This window comes from Agromyces rhizosphaerae (assembly GCF_027925245.1).
Classification (GTDB): Bacteria; Actinomycetota; Actinomycetes; order Actinomycetales; family Microbacteriaceae; genus Agromyces; species Agromyces rhizosphaerae.
Genome location: NZ_BSDP01000001.1, coordinates 2,669,643 through 2,685,062 on the forward strand (window position 1 = coordinate 2,669,643; position 15,420 = coordinate 2,685,062).

Sequence of the window (15,420 nt, forward strand, 5' to 3'; positions counted from 1 at the left end):
CGAGGCGCCATTCAGCGTCGAGGAGATGTTCGACATCTCGCTCGACATCGACGCGCACGTGTCATCGATGGCGCAGTCCGGGGAACGTGCGGTCGCCGGGGTGACCACCGGGCGGATCGGCCTCGGCGAGACCGTGACTTGGCGGGCGCGCCACTTCGGCATCTGGTTCACCATGACGTCGGAGATCGCCGAGCTGGAGCGTCCGTATCGGTTCGTCGACCGACAGGTGCGCGGGCCGTTCCGAGCGTTTACGCACGCCCACGAGTTCGAGGCGTCCGGCACCGGAACGCGGATGACCGACCGCATCACGGTCGCGTCCCCGATCTTCGGCCGCCTCGCGGAGCGGCTGGTGCTCGTGCCCTACCTGCGCCGGCTCATCTCGAGGCGGAACGCGCATCTGCTTGCAGCGCTGGGGCGGGCGTGATGCCACCATCGGAATCAGAGAGACTTCGAGAGTGCGGCGTGATGAGCCCTTCGAAGTGCGACACCGTTTGAGGCTCGGGTGATGGAACCCTACGAAACCCAGATCGCGACTGCGAAGCGCTTTCGCGCCGACCCACTCGTCCCGCAACCCGACCTCAGGGTGGGCATCGCGAGGAATGTGCGTTCCGGACTCCAGCCATTGAACGCGCTTCGGCACCAGCCTGACGGAGATACCTCCGGTTGGTTCGTCTGGGCCGGAGACGAGCTGTCTGACGCCCCAGACTTCTTCGTGTCCCTGCACGTCTCCCATGTCGGCGAGTGGTGTCCGACGCTCCAGCCCTATCTCGCGCTTCCGCCGGGTTGGCGGATCCTCTTGGCGCCCGGCTACGAGGACGTCTGGTTCGACGAGCACCTTCTGAGACCAAGACGAACGACCACTGCGGGTCGGAAAGGGTGACATGGACCTGAGGATCGAAGCACTTCTCTCCGTGCAGCGGGCACTGTGGGACGTGGTGACGCCTGGTCTGCGCGGGGTCGCGATGTCTGTTAGGGAGACCAGGATCCAAGCGCGATTCGTATTTGATCACGACCCGGATGAATCGGAGTGCGAGGATGTGACCCTGGCGGAGACCTCGATGGTGGCGGACTTCTTCCCGCGAGCAGAGATCACATTCGAAGCGGTTGAGCTGTTGACGACTGAGCCTCGCGTGCTTGAACCAGGCGAAGAGTGGGTCTACCTGCGCAAGGAACACGCGGATGAGTGGTCCGCCGGCGCCTGAAGGCGAGCACGCAGCGACCTTCTACCTGCTGCTCATCGTAGCGAACGTGCTCGTGGTGCTCGGCGCGGCGGTCGCGGCGTTGTGGCCGCGGCCGGTGCGTGAGGAGTCGACGCCGTACGACGCGGCAGTGCCTGTGGAGTCCTGACCGGCCGGCCTCCTCGGCGCTGTCAGACTGCCGGGAGGATCACGATCGGCGAGGGAGGTCGAGCACGATGAGTGTGCAAACCGTCGCCGCTGTCCGCGCTCTCGTAGCGGAGCATCCGATTCTCGCCGACGTTCTCTCTGAGTCTGTGGAGGACAACTGCGGGGAAGTGCTCCCTCACTTGATACTCGCTGACGTCATGCGTTGGCTCGCATCGCATGTCGAGTCGGAGCAGGAGGTCTGTATCGCCATCGTCCGCTGGCTCGAACTCGAGTACGAACGCGGTACGTCGGATGTGCGTGATCTGATCGCCGTGAGCGGGGTCGAGATGATTCCAGACCCCGGGCAGCCCGGATCCCAGCTCCGTACGATGCTCGGCCCGACGCTGCGTAGCGTTGATCCGTGGCTCCCGTGGGGGAGCGAACGTGACCGATGATCCTTCCGCAGCGCTGTACCTGCGCGACCTCGGCGAGCTGCTGAAGGAGTCCGCGCTCAGTGCTCGAGACGATCGCGATGAGACTCCAGTGGGCGCGGACCGGGCGTTTGCAGACGGCAGACTCATGGCCTACCACGAGGTCGTCTCGCTGATGCAGCAGCAGGCGGTCGCATTCGGGATCGACATCGGAGGGCTCTCGTTGGAGGACATCGACCCGGGGCGCGATCTTGTGTGATGAGCGGTGCAGGCTGAGCATGCCGACTGAGCAGCGCGGCCAGCGTGCGACGGGCAGATTGATAGCTGTGCTCGTCATGGTGCTAGGTGCGACCGCTCTCGCGTTCGTCGTGGTCAGCGTGTGGATATCGGTAAGCCTCGCCTCGCCTCCGTCTAGCTACCAGGTGCGGCTCGCAACCGTTCTGGCAATCTTCCAGATTGTGGGACCGGCTGCATTGGTCTCGGGTGCGGTAACGAGCGCAGCTTGGCTCAGGCTTGGTCGCTCCCCCTACACGGGGCGCGGTCGGGTGCCGTTGTACGTTGTCTGGCTGGGGCCCACCATCGGTGTGGTGCCGGTTCTATTCCTACTCGGCGTGGGCTTGGGCTGGTTCGGAGTTGCTCCACTGCTTGCGCTTATCGCTGTGCTATTCGCGTGGAACTACACGTTCCTGAGGTCTCCGCTCGCTACGGTCCGAGCTCGACGCGAGCTCGCGATGTTCCGCGGGAGATAACGGGCGCGACTTCTGCTTGTTGCAAGCGTCGTAGTCACGCCTACTGCCGAGTCGGCTCGGTGTTCGGGACAGAATGGGACCGTGCCATCCACCTTCGCTATAACGACCGAGGCGCCGTTCGGCGTCGAGGCGATGTTCGACATCTCGCTCGACATCGACGCGCACGTGTCGTCGATGGCGCAGTCCGGGGAGCGTGCGGTCGCCGGGGTGACCACCGGGTGGATCGGACTCGGCGAGACGGTGACCTGGCGGGCGCGGCACTTCGGCATCTGGTTCACCATGACGTCGGAGATCGCCGATCTGGAGCGTCCGTCCCGGTTCGTCGACCGGCAGGTGCGGGGGCCGTTCCGGGCGTTCACGCACGTCCACGAGTTCGAGGCGTCCGGCACGGGAACGCGGATGACCGACCGCATCACGGTCGCGTCCCCGATCTTCGGCCGCCTCGCCGAGCGGCTGGTACTCGTGCCCTACCTGCGCCGACTCATCGCGAAGCGGAACGCGCACCTGCTCGAGGCGCTGGGGCGGGCGTGATGGCGCACAAAGGAATCAGAGTCGCACTTCGGGAGGGCGGTCGTTGTGGGCCCCTCCACGATGGTTGGATCGAGGGAACGTGAACCGAATCCTCGCGTTCATTGTCGAGCACATGTCCTTCCTCTGGCAGGGGGCGCGGTTCCGTATCGTCTCCTCGATGGTGAGTACCTCGAATGGTGGCGACGCCGTTCTGCTCGCTGAGTCCGACGGCGTGCGGCTCCGGTTCGTGTGCGATCGCGGCCAGCTCTTCCTCGACCTTCAGCCAGCGAGCGCTCGCACCGACGAGTGGTATTCCATCGACCTGCTCCGGCGCATGTACACCGGTCAGCGCGAGGCATCCGCAGTCTTGGATGCCTCGTATGCGGCGTTCCTGGAGGAGCACCTCGACGAACTCGAGCAGCGCTTCGCGCCTGCCGCTTGGGATGAGACGCTCGCCGAACTCGCGATCCTCAAGCAGCGTCGCGCGCAGGAGATGTTCGACTGATGCCAGACAACGCTTCGTCTCGGGAATCTCTCAGCTGCGGCCGGACCGCAGGCGGGGCCCGCGAGTTCGCGATTCCGAACTCGACCGTCGCGCTGATGAATCTAGGGATGAGGTCGGTCAACTGATGAAGTGCGCGTGCGCGACCCTCTATCGCCTCGACGACGCCGAGGCGCGCCACTACGCGACTGAGCACCTGCAGCGGCTTGCGGTCGACAACGAGACCTGGTCTGTGACCTACGAGTGCCCGGGCACCGGCAGGAAGTGGCTCCTCGACTATCCGCACAGTGAGTACCACGGCGGTGGTCCGCCGAGGCTGAGGCAACTCGACTTCGACGGCACCCCCCTCGAGGTCGTTCTGAAGGATCCCGACCTGTAGACGTGTTCTGAGCGGCCCCGGAGGGCGGGAGCAATGATCGTAGGTTGGTGTCATGAGACTGCTTGACTCGGACGACAGTCTTGTTGTCGCCGTGACCCAAGACGAGCTTCGCCTGCTGGCGAGTTCCATCGGAGAGGCGCTGCGCGACGCGTTCGATTCGGGCTTGATCAATCTGACTCGGGGTCTTCGATGACACGAACCGAGCCGCCAGCGCCAGAGGAAGGCCCGATCCTCGAACGACTCGCGGCGGAAGGGTACGAGGTCGAATCCTTGGCCGAGCTTCGGCACTCCGGTATCCGCTACCGGAAGGCAATCCCGGTCCTCGTCGATGCACTCAACTCGAGTGTCGAGCCGAAGACACTCATGGAAGTCGTTCGCGCCCTGAGCGTCCCATGGGCCAAGCCGTCAGCCGTGCCGGGGTTGATCGACCTGTTCGCGGTAGTGGATGATCCGAACGAGCTTGGGCTGCGATGGGCGGTCGGCAACGCGCTCGACGTGACCTGGGACGATGCATACTTCGACCACCTTGCCCAGCTCGCTCGTGAGCGGTCGTATGGCCGCGGTAGGGAGATGTTGGTTCTGGGTTTAGGGCGCTCCAAGCGACCGGAGGCTGGAACTCTGCTCATCGAGCTCCTTGACGACCCGACGGTGAACGGCCACGCGGTGAAGGCGCTCGGGAAGCTCACGATCCCTGAGGCGCGTGCTGGGTTGGAGCAAATGACGGGTGATTCGCGAACCTGGGTACGGAAGGCGGCAGCGCGCGCCTTGGCAAAGCTGGATTAGCGGCCCGGGCACCGACCGTTCAGGTCCGCACGCCCGGCGGCACGACCGCGCCCGACGGGATCAGCCCGAGGCTGCCGAGGTGGTGGGTGACGCCGCTGGTGGTGATCCAGTCGCACTGCCAGCCGGCGCCGGTCTCCTCGAAGAGATCGAAGCGCACGTGCGAGGCGGCGGCGTCGGGCACGTAGGTCTCGACGTAGACGAAGCAGGCGCGGGCCGCGGTCGAGCGGGCGACCGACACGGCCGAGAGCACGAGCGGCAGCAGCATGGCGGCGAGCGCGACGAGCACGACCGCGCGCATGACCTTGGCGCGGCGGGGGCGGTAGGGGCCGTCGGATGCCTCGTAGCCGGCCAGCTCCGGGTGCTCGTCGCTCATCGCCCCGCCTCCACCACGATCGAGGCGACGCCGCCCACCGCCGCGAGCAGCACGACCGCCGCGACCGCGAGCAGCGGCCACGCCGACGGCATCACTACGCCGCCCTCGTGGCCGAGCTCGCGCGCACGCACGACCCCGTAGGCCGCGGCCGCGGCCGCCGCCGCGAACAGCGCGACGCCCAGCGCCGCCAGCAACGGCTGGTCGGAGACGAACCCCGAGCGCAGCACGAGCAGGGCGTTCACCGCGATCGCGAGCGCCGTGCGGCTCCACGACAGGGCCGTGCGCTCGGGCTGGAGCCCGGGGTCACGGCCCTCGTACGACGGAACGACGGAACTCACGAGCAGCTCAGCCCAGCAAGATCATCACGGCGATGGTCGCCGCCCCGAGCAGGGCGACGGCCGCGAGCACGGGCACGGCGATGCTGTACGGCAGCGCGCGCCCGTGGCGCATCGCGATCTCGTTCGCCCGCCAGCGCACGTACGACAGGCCGCCGAGCGCCGCGGCGACCACCGCGAGCCCGACCGCGAGCACGACGACCAGCACGCGCGGCCCGATCGTCGAGGCGAACTCGAACAGCAGCACGCCGCCGGCGAGCAGCGCCAGCGCCGTGCGGATCCACGCGAGGAACGTGCGCTCGTTGGCGAGGGTGAACCGGTAGTCCGGGTCCTCGCCCTCCGAGCGCCAGCGCGGCTGTGCCATGGGTCGTTCCGCCCTTCCGGGCCTCGTGCTCCGCGCCTAGTGGCTCGGGCCGTCGGTCTCGATCTCGGTGCGGTCGCCCGACCAGAGGGTGTGGAAGATGCCGTCCTTGTCGACCCGCTGGTACGTGTGCGCGCCGAAGAAGTCGCGCTGCCCCTGCACGAGCGCGGCCGGCAGGCGGTCGGCCCGCAGCCCGTCGTAGTACGCGAGCGACGACGAGAACGCCGGCGACGGGATGCCCGCCTGCGCGGCCGCCACGACCACCCGGCGCCACGCCTCCTGCGACTCGGTCAGCGCGTCGCGGAAGTACGGTGCGGTCAGCAGCGCCACGAGACCCGGGTCGGCGGCGTACGCGTCGGTGATGCGGTTGAGGAACTGGGCGCGGATGATGCATCCGCCCCGCCAGATCTTCGCGACCTCGCCCTTGTGGATGTCCCAGCCGTACTCCTCGGCGCCCGCGACGATCTCGTCGAAGCCCTGCGAGTAGGCGACGATCTTCGAGGCGAAGAGCGCCTTGCGCACGTCCTCGATGAAGGCGTCGGCGTCGTCGACGGTCCAGGCCTCGGCCGGGCCGGGCAGGTCGGATGCCGCGGCGCGCTGTGCCGGCTTCGACGACAGCGACCGCGCGAACACCGCCTCCGCGATGCCCGACACGGGGATGCCCAGGTCGAGCGCGCTCTTCACGGTCCACGCGCCGGTGCCCTTCGCGCCCGCCTGGTCGAGGATGACGTCGACCAGCGGCTTGCCCGTCTCGGCGTCGACCTGGCGCAGCACCTCGGCGGTGATCTCGATGAGGTAGCTCTCGAGCTCGCCGCGGTTCCACTCGGCGAAGACCTCGGCGATCTCGGCCGGCGACTTGCCCGTGCCGCGTCGGATGAGGTCGTAGGCCTCGGCGATCAACTGCATGTCGGCGTACTCGATGCCGTTGTGGATCATCTTCACGAAGTGGCCGGCGCCGTCGGTGCCGATGTGCGTCACGCACGGCTCGCCCTCGGCGACCGCCGCGATCGACTTCAGGATCGGGCCGAGCGTCTCCCACGCCTGCGCCGAGCCGCCGGGCATGATCGACGGGCCGAGCAGCGCGCCTTCCTCGCCGCCGGAGATGCCGGCGCCGACGAAGTTCAGGCCGCGCTCGCGCAGCGCCTTCTCGCGGCGGATCGTGTCGGTGAACAGCGCGTTGCCGCCGTCGACGATGATGTCGCCCGGCTCGAAGCGGTCCGCCAGCTCGTTGATCACCGCATCCGTGCCCGCCCCCGCCTTGACCATGATGATCGCGGTGCGCGGCTGCTGGAGCGACGCGACGAAGTCGTCGATCTCCTCCGAGGCGACGAACCCGGCCTCGGGGTGCTCGGTGATGAGCGTCTCGGTCTTCGACCAGGTGCGGTTGAACACGGCGACCGTGTTGCCCTCGCGGCTGGCCAGGTTGCGGGCCAGGTTCGAGCCCATCACCGCCAGGCCGACGACGCCGATGTTCGCTGTTGCTGCTGTTGCTGCCACGTTCCGTGACTCCCTCGTGTGAATCCGCCCGCGAATCGATACGCCGACTAGCGTAGTGTTCCCCGCCCGCACCCCCGAGTTCGGAGTCGTCGTGCGACGGCTGGTAGAGTGGTCGATTGGACTTCGGCGAGGGATGCCTCGCGGCCGGTGCTTCGCCGGCTCGCGGCATCCGTGATCGACGCGGTGGATGTGGCTTTCGGTCATTCCTCACGCTGACGAGCGTTCGAGTTGAACAACACAAGACCTGGGGCGACACGTCCCGATGAGGAGAAGAGACAGCCATGGCTGACGACAACAAGCTGAGCGCAGAGCTCCGCACCCAGTTCGGCAAGGGAGCGGCTCGCAAGATCCGCGCCGCCGACAAGATCCCCGCCGTGCTCTACGGCCACGGCACCGACCCGCAGCACCTCACGCTGCCCGGTCACGAGACCGCGCTCATCGTGCGCAAGGCCAACGCCGTGCTCACGCTCGACATCGAGGGCGGCACACAGCTCGCGCTCGTCAAGGACGTGCAGCGCGACCCGGTGCGCCAGCTCATCGAGCACCTCGACCTCATCGTCGTGAAGAAGGGCGAGAAGGTCCACGTCGAGGTGCCCGTGCACCTCGAGGGCGAGCCCGTCGCCGGCCTCATCGCCGACCTCGACGCGCACACCCTGCAGCTCGAGGTCGAGGCGACCCACATCCCCGAGAACGTCGTCGTGTCGGTCGAGGGCCTGGAGGACGGCTCGCAGATCCACGCGTCCGACGTGAAGCTCCCCAAGGGCGCCGCGCTGCTCACCGAGGGCGACGTGCTCGTCGTGCACGTGCACGAGCCGCAGAAGGTCGACCTGGGCGAGGAGCCCGCCGCCGAGGAGGAGGCCGCCGAGGAGACCGCCGAGGCCGCTGCCGAGGAGTCGGCCGAGGCCGCCGAGTAGTCGCGATTTTCGCTGGGGCCCGTGCCGCCCCCGGGTACGCTCGGGGTGTCGGTGCGGGCCCTGCTCGTCTCCGGGGGTGATTCGGCGAGCGGATGCCCCTGAGCCGGTCGCTCGCTCGGGCCGGCCCGTCGAGGTGGCCGGCGCCGTCGGGCGCTGACGTCTCGGGGGCGGTTGGGCGCCGCATCCGCTCTACCATTCACTTGAGACCGCAGGAGGGCGCATGGGCCTGTTCGATCGCCTGCGCCGCCGAGAGGACCCCGCAGTGGCCGCGAACACCTGGCTCGTCGTGGGCCTCGGCAACCCCGGATCCCAGTACGCCGGCAACCGCCACAACGTCGGGCAGATGGTCGCCGACGAGCTGGCCTCGCGCATCGGCGCAACGTTCCGCTCGCACCGCACGCCGTCGCGCGTCGCGGAGGGCTTCGTGCGCCCCGGCGGCGCGAAGCTCATCATCGCCAAGCCGAACAGCTACATGAACACGTCGGGCGGTCCCGTGTCGGCGCTCGTGAAGTTCGCGTCGGTGCCGGCCGACCGCGTGATCGTGGTGCACGACGAGCTCGACATCCCGTTCGACACCGTGCGCCTGAAGCGCGGCGGCGGGCACGGCGGCCACAACGGACTGCGCGACATCGCCAAGGCGCTCTCGACGCCCGACTTCGTGCGCGTGCGCGTGGGCATCGGGCGCCCGCCGGGCCGTCAGGACCCCGCCGACTTCGTGCTGCGCGACTTCGCCGGCGCCGAGCGCCAGGCGCTGCCGTCACTGCTGTCGGATGCCGCGGATGCCGTCGAGGCGATCGTCGACGACGGCCTCGTGGCGGCGCAGCAGCGCTTCCACGCGCCGGCGTAGGCGCTGCGGCGGCCGGCCGGCGGGCCGCTCAGATCAGGCCGCGGAGGAACTCCTCGGGCGTGACGCCCGCGGCGCGGGCGCGCTCGGTGAGGCGCGTGTGCTCCTCGGTCGTGAGCTCGAGTTGCAGCGTGCGCCAGTCCGCCTCGGGGTCGTCGAAGTCGAAGAGGGCGGCGTCGTCGTCGGTGCGGTCGGGTCGCGCGGCGGCGGCGGGCGCGGCGGCCGGCTTCGGGGCATCCGCTGCGGGGGTTGCAGGCGCCGGCTCAGGGGCATCCGTCGCCGTGTTCGGGTCGTCGCCTTCAGGGGCATCCGTCGCCGTGTCGGTGTCGTCGGACTCACCGGCATCCGTCACGCAGTCGTCCGACCAGCCCGGGCCCGCGGGCACCTCGGTCTTGCGCTGGTAGGCGGTGGCGGCGGCGCGCGCCCGGTCGTCGGCGGCCTCGTTGAGGTCGTGGCCGGTGTGTCCGCGCACCCACTCGAAGCGGGCGTTGCGGCCGACCATCGCGGCGTCGAGCGCCTGCATGATCTCGAGGTTGAGCACGGGGGATCCGTCGCGCTTGCGCCAGCCCTTGCGCTTCCAGCCGGGCATCCACTTGGTGATCGCGTCGATGACGTAGCGGCTGTCGCAGTGGATCACGAGCTCGTCGTCGAGGTGCGCCGTCGCGCGCAGCAGCTCGAGCACCGCCGTCAGCTCGCCCTGGTTGTTCGTGCCGTGCGGCCACCCGCCCGCGGCCCAGCAGGCGTCGTCGACGTACCAGGCCCACCCGGCGGGGCCGGGGTTGCCGAGCGCGGATCCGTCGGCGGCGGCGATGATCATGCGGGTCCTTCCTCGGGCGTGCGGGGCGGCGACCATGCTATCCACAGCCGCGTATCGAGTTCTCCACCACTCGAACAAAGTTTCGAATGTCTGGCGAATCTCTGCCAGAATAGAGGCATGTCGAACCCCCTCGCAGCCCTCGCCGCGCATGTCGATGCGCTCGGTGGCGAGTGGGTCGGCGCGCTGCCCGCGGGCGGTGGGGTGCGGGGTGATCTGCAGTCCGAGGTCGAGCGCATGAGCGACGCCGGGCTGGTGCGGGTGACGGATGCGGTGGCGCAGGTGCGTCGCGACACCGAAGCGCTGCTCGCGCGGGTCGCCGACGAGGTCGCGCGGCGGTCCCGGTCGGAGTTCGGGTCGGAGGGGCTGGCGAAGCAGCAGGGCTTCCACAACCCGGCGCGGCTGGTGGCGTCGTCGACCGGCGGATCGACCGGTGACGCCATGCGGCTGCTCAGCGTGGGCGCGGCGACGCGCGAGCGCGAGTCGTTCTCAGGCGAGCGGATGCCCGCGAAGCACCCCTCCGTCGCCGCGGCCGTGGGGTCCGGGTCGATCAGCCTCGACGCGGCGTCGGCGATCACGTCGATGCTCGAGCGCGTGGCGCTGCGCGCCGACCCCGAGGCGATGCGCGGGGTCGAGGCGACGCTCGTCTCGCACGCGGCATCGTTGCCGCTGGCGATGCTGCAGCGGGCGATCCGGCAGGCCGAGGCGATGCTCGACCAGGACGGGGTGGCGCCCCGCGAGGAGGAGTTGCGGCAGCAGCGCGGCATCACGCTGCGCGAGGGGCGCGACGGCATGGTGCACGTGTCGGGCCGGCTCGACCCCGAGACCGCCGCGCCCGTGAAGGCCGCGCTCGAGTCGCTCGTGAGCGACGCGCTGCGCCGGCGGCGTGGTGGTGCTGGCGCTGCTGCGGCGGATGCCTCTGGGCTGGCCAATGTCAGCGCGGCGTTCACCGGTGGCGATGCCTCCGGCGAGTGCGCAGGCGACGACTCCGCGTTCGCGAACGTCGCGCTCGCGAACGCCGACGGAGCCGCGCCGGCGATCGACGATCACCGCACGATCCCGCAGTTGCAGGCCGACGCGCTCGCCGACCTCGCCCGGCACTGCCTGGGCTGCCGCGACACGCTTCCGCCGCTCGCGAAGACCACTGCGGTCGTGCGCGTCGACCTCGAAACGCTGCGGGAAGGACTCGGCGTCGCGACGATCGACGGCATCGACCAGCCGGTCTCGGCGGCCACGGCCCGTCGCATGGCGGCCGACGCCGAGCTGATCCCTGCCGTGCTCGGCGGCGACAGCGTGCCGCTCGACCTCGGCCGCGCCGCGCGCCTCTTCACGAAGGAGCAGCGCCTCGCGCTCGGCGAACGCGACGGCGGCTGCGCGAGCTGCGGGCAGAACATCAGCTACGTGGAGGCCCACCACATCCGCTGGTGGGAGCGCGACGCCGGCCCGACCGACCTCAACAACGGCGTGCTCTTGTGCAGCTTCTGCCACCACCGCGTCCACGACGACGGCTGGACCATCACCGTCCGCGACGGAACCGTCTGGTTCACGCCACCTCCGCACGCCGACCCCACCCTCACCCCACGCCTCGGCGGCCGCGCCCGCTTCGAGGTGCGGCTCGACGCTGCCGCGTAGGCGCGCGCCTGCGCCTACCCGGCGCTCGGGTGACCAGGCGACCCGGCGCGTCCCGGTGGCACGCAGCGACCCCGGCTGCCGGGCTCGAGTGACCGCGGACCCGGCTATCCCGACCCGGGCGGCCGCAGTCGCTCGCGTACTCAGCCGCGCTCAGGCTCCGTGTGGGTAGCCCGCGTAGACTTGCCCGGTGATCCTCCAGGGCTTTCTCACGGCGCTTTCGCGCGCCTCCACGTTCGACGAAGCCCTCGCGCAGGCCTCGCACAATGCCGAGTTCTCGGCACTTCCGGGACTCGACGCACCGCTCGTCGCGGGCCTCCTCACGCGCCGCATCGAGGCCGACGAACCGCCCGCGCTGCTGCTCATCGCACCCACCAGCCGCGAGGCCGAATCCCTCCGCGGCGCACTCGCCCCGTACCTGCCGGACGACACCGAACTCCTCGAGTTCCCCGCCTGGGAGACGCTCCCGCACGAACGCCTGAGCCCGAGCGCCGAGACCGTCGGCCGCAGGCTCCACGCCATCCGCCGCATGCGGGAGTGGACGGAATCCGAGCGCCCGAGGCATCCGCTCATCATCACCGCCTCAGTCCGCGCCGCGCTCCAGCCCGTCGCCGACAACCTCGCGACCCTCGAACCGATCCGCCTCGCCGCCGGCAGCCGCGGCCACGACCTCGCCCGCATCGCCGAACAGCTCGTCGACCTCGCCTACTCGCGCGTCGACATGGTCTCCCGCCGCGGCGAGTTCGCCGTGCGCGGCGGCATCCTCGACGTCTTCCCGCCCACCGCCGACCACCCGCTGCGCATCGAGTTCTTCGGCGACGAGGTCGACCAGCTCCGCGCCTTCTCGGTCGCCGACCAGCGCTCGCTGCCCGAACCCATCGACGAGGCCCTGCTCGCCCCCAGCCGCGAACTGCTGCTCACTCCGCCGGTGCGCCAGCGCGCCCGCGAGATGGTGCACGAGTTCCCCGGACTCGCGGGCATGCTCGAGAAGGTCGCCGAGGGCATCCCGGTCGAGGGCATGGAGTCGCTCGCCCCGGCCCTGCTCGAACGCCTCGTGCCGATCACGCACTACCTGCCCGAGGGCGCCGCCATCGCGGTCATCTCGCCCGAACGCGTCGAGAGCCGCGCCGTCAGCCTCGCCGAGACGAACCAGGAGTTCCTCTCCGCAGCCTGGAGCGCCGCCACAGCCGGCGCCGCCGCCCCCATCGACCTCGCCTCGGGAGACTTCCTCAGCATCGCCGAACTCCGCGAGGACGCCCTCTTCAGCGCCCCCGGCGAACCCGACCCCGGCCGCGTCTGGTGGACCTTCAGCGGCTTCGACATGGGCGACGCCGTCGACGCCGTCGGCGACACCGGCGGCGGTGCCGGCACCGGTGCCGGGCGAGCGGATGCCTCGGGCGGCACCGGCCCCGCAGCATCCGCCACTGCACCCAGCGCGCCGTCGACCCCCGGCACCGCCCTGCGCGTGCTCGCAACGCCCGTGCCGAGCTTCCACGGCAACGTCGACGGCGCCGTCGCGCACGTCGCCGCCCGCCTCCGCGACGGGTGGAGCCTCGTCATCGCCGCCGCCGGATCCGGCCTCGTCGAACGCGCCCGCGACGTGCTCGCGGAGCACGAGCTCGCCGGCCGCATCGTCGACCACGTCCCCGCAGACCCCGAGCCCGGCGTCGCCTACCTCGTGCAGGCCGACGCCACCACCGGCTTCGACCTGCCCGACGCGAAGCTCGGCCTCATCTCCGAAGCCGAGTTCTACGGCCGCGCCGCCGGTTACGACGCTCGCCAGGGCAAGAAGCTCGCGAGCCGCCGCCGCAACGTCGTCGACCCGCTGCAGCTGAAGCCCGGCGACCACGTCGTGCACCAGACCCACGGCATCGGCCGCTTCGTCGAGATGGTGCAGCGCGAGGTCGCCGCAGGCGCCCGCCCCACCGGACCCAGCCGCACCGCGGGCGTGCAGCAGGCGCCGACCATCGTGCGCGAGTACCTCGTGCTCGAGTACGCACCGAGCAAGCGCGGCCAGGCCGGCGACCGCCTCTACGTGCCGACCGACCAGCTCGACCTGCTCAGCCGCTACGTCGGCGGCGAGGCGCCGTCGCTCAGCAAGATGGGCGGCAGCGACTGGGCGCAGGCCAAGGGCAAGGCCCGCCGCGCCGTGCGCGACATCGCCGTCGAGCTCGTGAAGCTCTACTCCGCGCGCATGGCGGCGAAGGGCCACGCGTTCGGTCCCGACACCCCGTGGCAGCACGAACTCGAGGAGGCGTTCCCCTACGCCGAGACACCCGACCAGCTCCAGACCATCGACGAGGTGAAGGCCGACATGGAGCGGCCCATCCCGATGGACCGCCTGCTCGCCGGCGACGTCGGCTTCGGCAAGACCGAGGTGGCCGTGCGCGCCGCGTTCAAGGCGATCCAGGACGGCAAGCAGGTCGCCATGCTCGTGCCGACCACGCTGCTCGTGAAGCAGCACCTCGAGACGTTCCAGGAGCGGTTCGCCGGCTTCCCGGTGCGCGTGCGCGCCCTCAGCCGGTTCCAGACCGACAAGGAGGCGAAGGAGGCGATCGCGGGCCTCGCCGACGGCAGCGTCGACATGGTCATCGGCACCCACCGCCTGCTCACCGAGAAGATCACGTTCAAGGACCTCGGGCTCCTCATCATCGACGAGGAGCAGCGCTTCGGCGTCGAGCACAAGGACCGCATCAAGCAGCTGAAGACGAACGTCGACATCCTCGCGATGAGCGCCACGCCCATTCCGCGCACGCTCGAGATGGCCGTCACGGGCATCCGCGAGATGTCGACCCTCGCGACCGCGCCGGAGGACCGGCATCCGATCCTCACCTTCGTCGGCCCCTACTCCGACAAGCAGGTAGGTGCCGCGATCCGCCGCGAGATGCTCCGCGAGGGCCAGGTGTTCTTCGTGCACAACCGCGTCTCGTCGATCAACCGCGTCGCCGCGCAGCTCGCCGAGCTCGTGCCCGAGGCCCGCATCGCGGTCGCCCACGGCCAGCTCAACGAGCACGTGCTCGAGCAGATCGTCGTCGACTTCTGGGAGCGCAAGTTCGACGTGCTCGTCTCGACGACCATCATCGAGACCGGCCTCGACATCTCGAACGCGAACACGATCATCATCGACCGCGCCGACAAGTACGGCCTCAGCCAGCTGCACCAGCTGCGCGGACGAGTGGGCCGCAGCCGCGAGCGCGCCTACGCGTACTTCCTCTACGACGAGCAGAAGCCGCTCAGCGAGACCGCGCACGACCGCCTCTCGACCATCGCCGCGAACAACGAGCTCGGCAGCGGCATGCAGGTCGCGCTGAAGGACCTCGAGATCCGCGGCGCGGGCAACCTGCTCGGCGCCGAGCAGGCCGGCCACATCGCGGGCGTCGGCTTCGACCTGTACCTGCGCATGATCGGCGAGGCGGTGTCGGCGTTCCGCGGCGACGTCGCGGAGGGGCAGACCGAGCTGCGGCTCGAGCTGCCGGTCGACGCGCACATCCCCGACGCGTACGTCGACAGCGAGCGCCTGCGCCTCGAGGCGTACCAGAAGCTCTCCGCGGCGAGCGGCCCGAACGCGAAGGACGACCAGATCGACCTCGTCGTCGAGGAGCTCTCCGACCGCTACGGCACGCCGCCCGAGGAGGTCGCGAACCTCGTGCTCGTCTCGCGCCTGCGCCGTCGCGCCCAGCGCGCCGGCCTCGGCGAGCTCGTCGCCACCGGCTCGAAGCTGCGCATCGGCCCCGCGCGCCTGCCCGACTCGAAGCTCGTCAGGCTGCAGCGCCTCTACCCGGGCGCGAAGCACTTCCCGCAGAACGACGTGATCCTCGTGCCGCTGCCGGTCAAGCACGGCGAGCCGCTGCAGGACGCCGCCCTCATCGCCTGGGTCGGCGACCTCATCGGCGCGCTCTACCCCGAGCCGGAGCCGGCGGCAGCGGCAGTGCAGGGCTGAGCGGATGCCCCGGGCGCGCGCCGCGCCGCACGGT

19 protein-coding genes are annotated in these 15,420 nt (G+C 70.2%); 14 read left to right on the forward strand and 5 right to left on the reverse strand.

Annotation, left to right across the window (positions count from 1 at the left end; genetic code table 11):
• The first annotated feature begins 25 nt into the window (after positions 1–25).
• The 10 genes from QMG39_RS12615 (at position 26) to QMG39_RS12655 (ending at position 4,679) form a co-directional block, all read left to right on the forward strand.
• Positions 26–424 (forward strand): SRPBCC family protein, encoded by a 399-nt coding sequence (locus QMG39_RS12615; RefSeq protein ID WP_373878352.1) that lies wholly within the window; start codon positions 26–28, stop codon positions 422–424.
• Positions 425–505: 81 nt separating this feature from the next.
• Entirely contained in the window at positions 506–880 is a 375-nt protein-coding gene (locus tag QMG39_RS17165) for an immunity protein Imm33 domain-containing protein (RefSeq protein ID WP_444979319.1), read from the forward strand.
• Between the two features lies 1 nt (position 881).
• Positions 882–1,202 (forward strand): MafI2 family immunity protein, encoded by a 321-nt coding sequence (locus tag QMG39_RS12620; RefSeq protein ID WP_281885504.1) that lies wholly within the window; start codon positions 882–884, stop codon positions 1,200–1,202.
• Complete coding sequence (locus QMG39_RS12625; protein ID WP_281885506.1) at positions 1,180–1,347, forward strand: hypothetical protein; 168 nt, start codon at positions 1,180–1,182, stop codon at positions 1,345–1,347. Before QMG39_RS12620 ends, QMG39_RS12625 begins: the two co-directional genes overlap by 23 nt.
• Before the next feature lie 67 nt (positions 1,348–1,414).
• On the forward strand, positions 1,415–1,780 hold the full coding sequence (locus QMG39_RS12630) for a DUF7674 family protein (RefSeq protein WP_281885508.1): 366 nt from the start codon (positions 1,415–1,417) through the stop codon (positions 1,778–1,780).
• Positions 1,770–2,015 carry a hypothetical protein gene (locus QMG39_RS12635; RefSeq protein WP_281885510.1) on the forward strand — a complete coding sequence of 82 codons (246 nt, stop codon included), beginning with the start codon at positions 1,770–1,772 and terminating at the stop codon, positions 2,013–2,015. The genes QMG39_RS12630 and QMG39_RS12635 overlap by 11 nt, the downstream gene beginning before the upstream one ends.
• Positions 2,016–2,637: 622 nt before the next feature.
• Positions 2,638–3,036: an SRPBCC family protein gene (locus tag QMG39_RS12640; protein WP_281887282.1), complete on the forward strand. Its 399-nt coding sequence runs from the start codon at positions 2,638–2,640 to the stop codon at positions 3,034–3,036.
• A gap of 79 nt (positions 3,037–3,115) precedes the next feature.
• On the forward strand, positions 3,116–3,520 hold the full coding sequence (locus QMG39_RS12645) for a hypothetical protein (RefSeq protein ID WP_281885512.1): 405 nt from the start codon (positions 3,116–3,118) through the stop codon (positions 3,518–3,520).
• A 124-nt stretch (positions 3,521–3,644) separates the two neighbouring features.
• On the forward strand, positions 3,645–3,896 hold the full coding sequence (locus tag QMG39_RS12650) for an Imm27 family immunity protein (protein ID WP_281885514.1): 252 nt from the start codon (positions 3,645–3,647) through the stop codon (positions 3,894–3,896).
• 189 nt (positions 3,897–4,085) lie between these two features.
• Positions 4,086–4,679: a HEAT repeat domain-containing protein gene (locus tag QMG39_RS12655; protein WP_281885516.1), complete on the forward strand. Its 594-nt coding sequence runs from the start codon at positions 4,086–4,088 to the stop codon at positions 4,677–4,679.
• Positions 4,680–4,698: 19 nt separating this feature from the next.
• On the opposite strand, the gene QMG39_RS12660 is transcribed toward QMG39_RS12655, so the two are convergent.
• From QMG39_RS12660 to gnd, 4 genes are read right to left on the reverse strand one after another with little or no spacing between them, the layout of a single operon-like run.
• Complete coding sequence (locus tag QMG39_RS12660; protein ID WP_281885518.1) at positions 4,699–5,052, reverse strand: hypothetical protein; 354 nt, start codon at positions 5,050–5,052, stop codon at positions 4,699–4,701.
• Positions 5,049–5,390 (reverse strand): DUF202 domain-containing protein, encoded by a 342-nt coding sequence (locus QMG39_RS12665; RefSeq protein ID WP_281885520.1) that lies wholly within the window; start codon positions 5,388–5,390, stop codon positions 5,049–5,051. Before QMG39_RS12665 ends, QMG39_RS12660 begins: the two co-directional genes overlap by 4 nt.
• 7 nt (positions 5,391–5,397) lie before the next feature.
• Positions 5,398–5,751: a DUF202 domain-containing protein gene (locus tag QMG39_RS12670; protein WP_281885522.1), complete on the reverse strand. Its 354-nt coding sequence runs from the start codon at positions 5,749–5,751 to the stop codon at positions 5,398–5,400.
• A 36-nt stretch (positions 5,752–5,787) separates the two neighbouring features.
• Positions 5,788–7,245 (reverse strand): NADP-dependent phosphogluconate dehydrogenase, encoded by a 1,458-nt coding sequence (gene gnd, locus QMG39_RS12675; protein WP_281885524.1) that lies wholly within the window; start codon positions 7,243–7,245, stop codon positions 5,788–5,790.
• Between the two features lie 281 nt (positions 7,246–7,526).
• Here gnd and QMG39_RS12680 point away from each other — a divergent pair, with 281 nt between their 5' ends.
• Both QMG39_RS12680 and pth read left to right on the forward strand, forming a co-directional pair.
• Positions 7,527–8,159, forward strand: coding sequence for a 50S ribosomal protein L25/general stress protein Ctc (locus QMG39_RS12680; RefSeq protein ID WP_281885526.1), 633 nt, complete (start codon positions 7,527–7,529; stop codon positions 8,157–8,159).
• 220 nt (positions 8,160–8,379) lie between these two features.
• Positions 8,380–9,006 carry an aminoacyl-tRNA hydrolase gene (gene pth, locus QMG39_RS12685; protein WP_281885528.1) on the forward strand — a complete coding sequence of 209 codons (627 nt, stop codon included), beginning with the start codon at positions 8,380–8,382 and terminating at the stop codon, positions 9,004–9,006.
• 28 nt (positions 9,007–9,034) lie between these two features.
• Here pth and QMG39_RS12690 read toward each other — a convergent pair whose 3' ends face one another.
• Positions 9,035–9,820, reverse strand: a complete 786-nt coding sequence (locus QMG39_RS12690) for an RNase H family protein (RefSeq protein WP_281885530.1) — start codon at positions 9,818–9,820, stop codon at positions 9,035–9,037.
• A 117-nt stretch (positions 9,821–9,937) separates the two neighbouring features.
• On the opposite strand from QMG39_RS12690, the gene QMG39_RS12695 reads away from it, so the two are divergent.
• Both QMG39_RS12695 and mfd read left to right on the forward strand, forming a co-directional pair.
• The gene (locus QMG39_RS12695; RefSeq protein WP_281885532.1) at positions 9,938–11,449 is read left to right on the forward strand and encodes an HNH endonuclease signature motif containing protein; all 1,512 of its coding nucleotides are present in this window, start codon (positions 9,938–9,940) and stop codon (positions 11,447–11,449) included.
• Positions 11,450–11,636: 187 nt separating this feature from the next.
• Positions 11,637–15,386 carry a transcription-repair coupling factor gene (mfd, locus tag QMG39_RS12700; protein ID WP_281885533.1) on the forward strand — a complete coding sequence of 1,250 codons (3,750 nt, stop codon included), beginning with the start codon at positions 11,637–11,639 and terminating at the stop codon, positions 15,384–15,386.
• Positions 15,387–15,420: the final 34 nt, after the last annotated feature.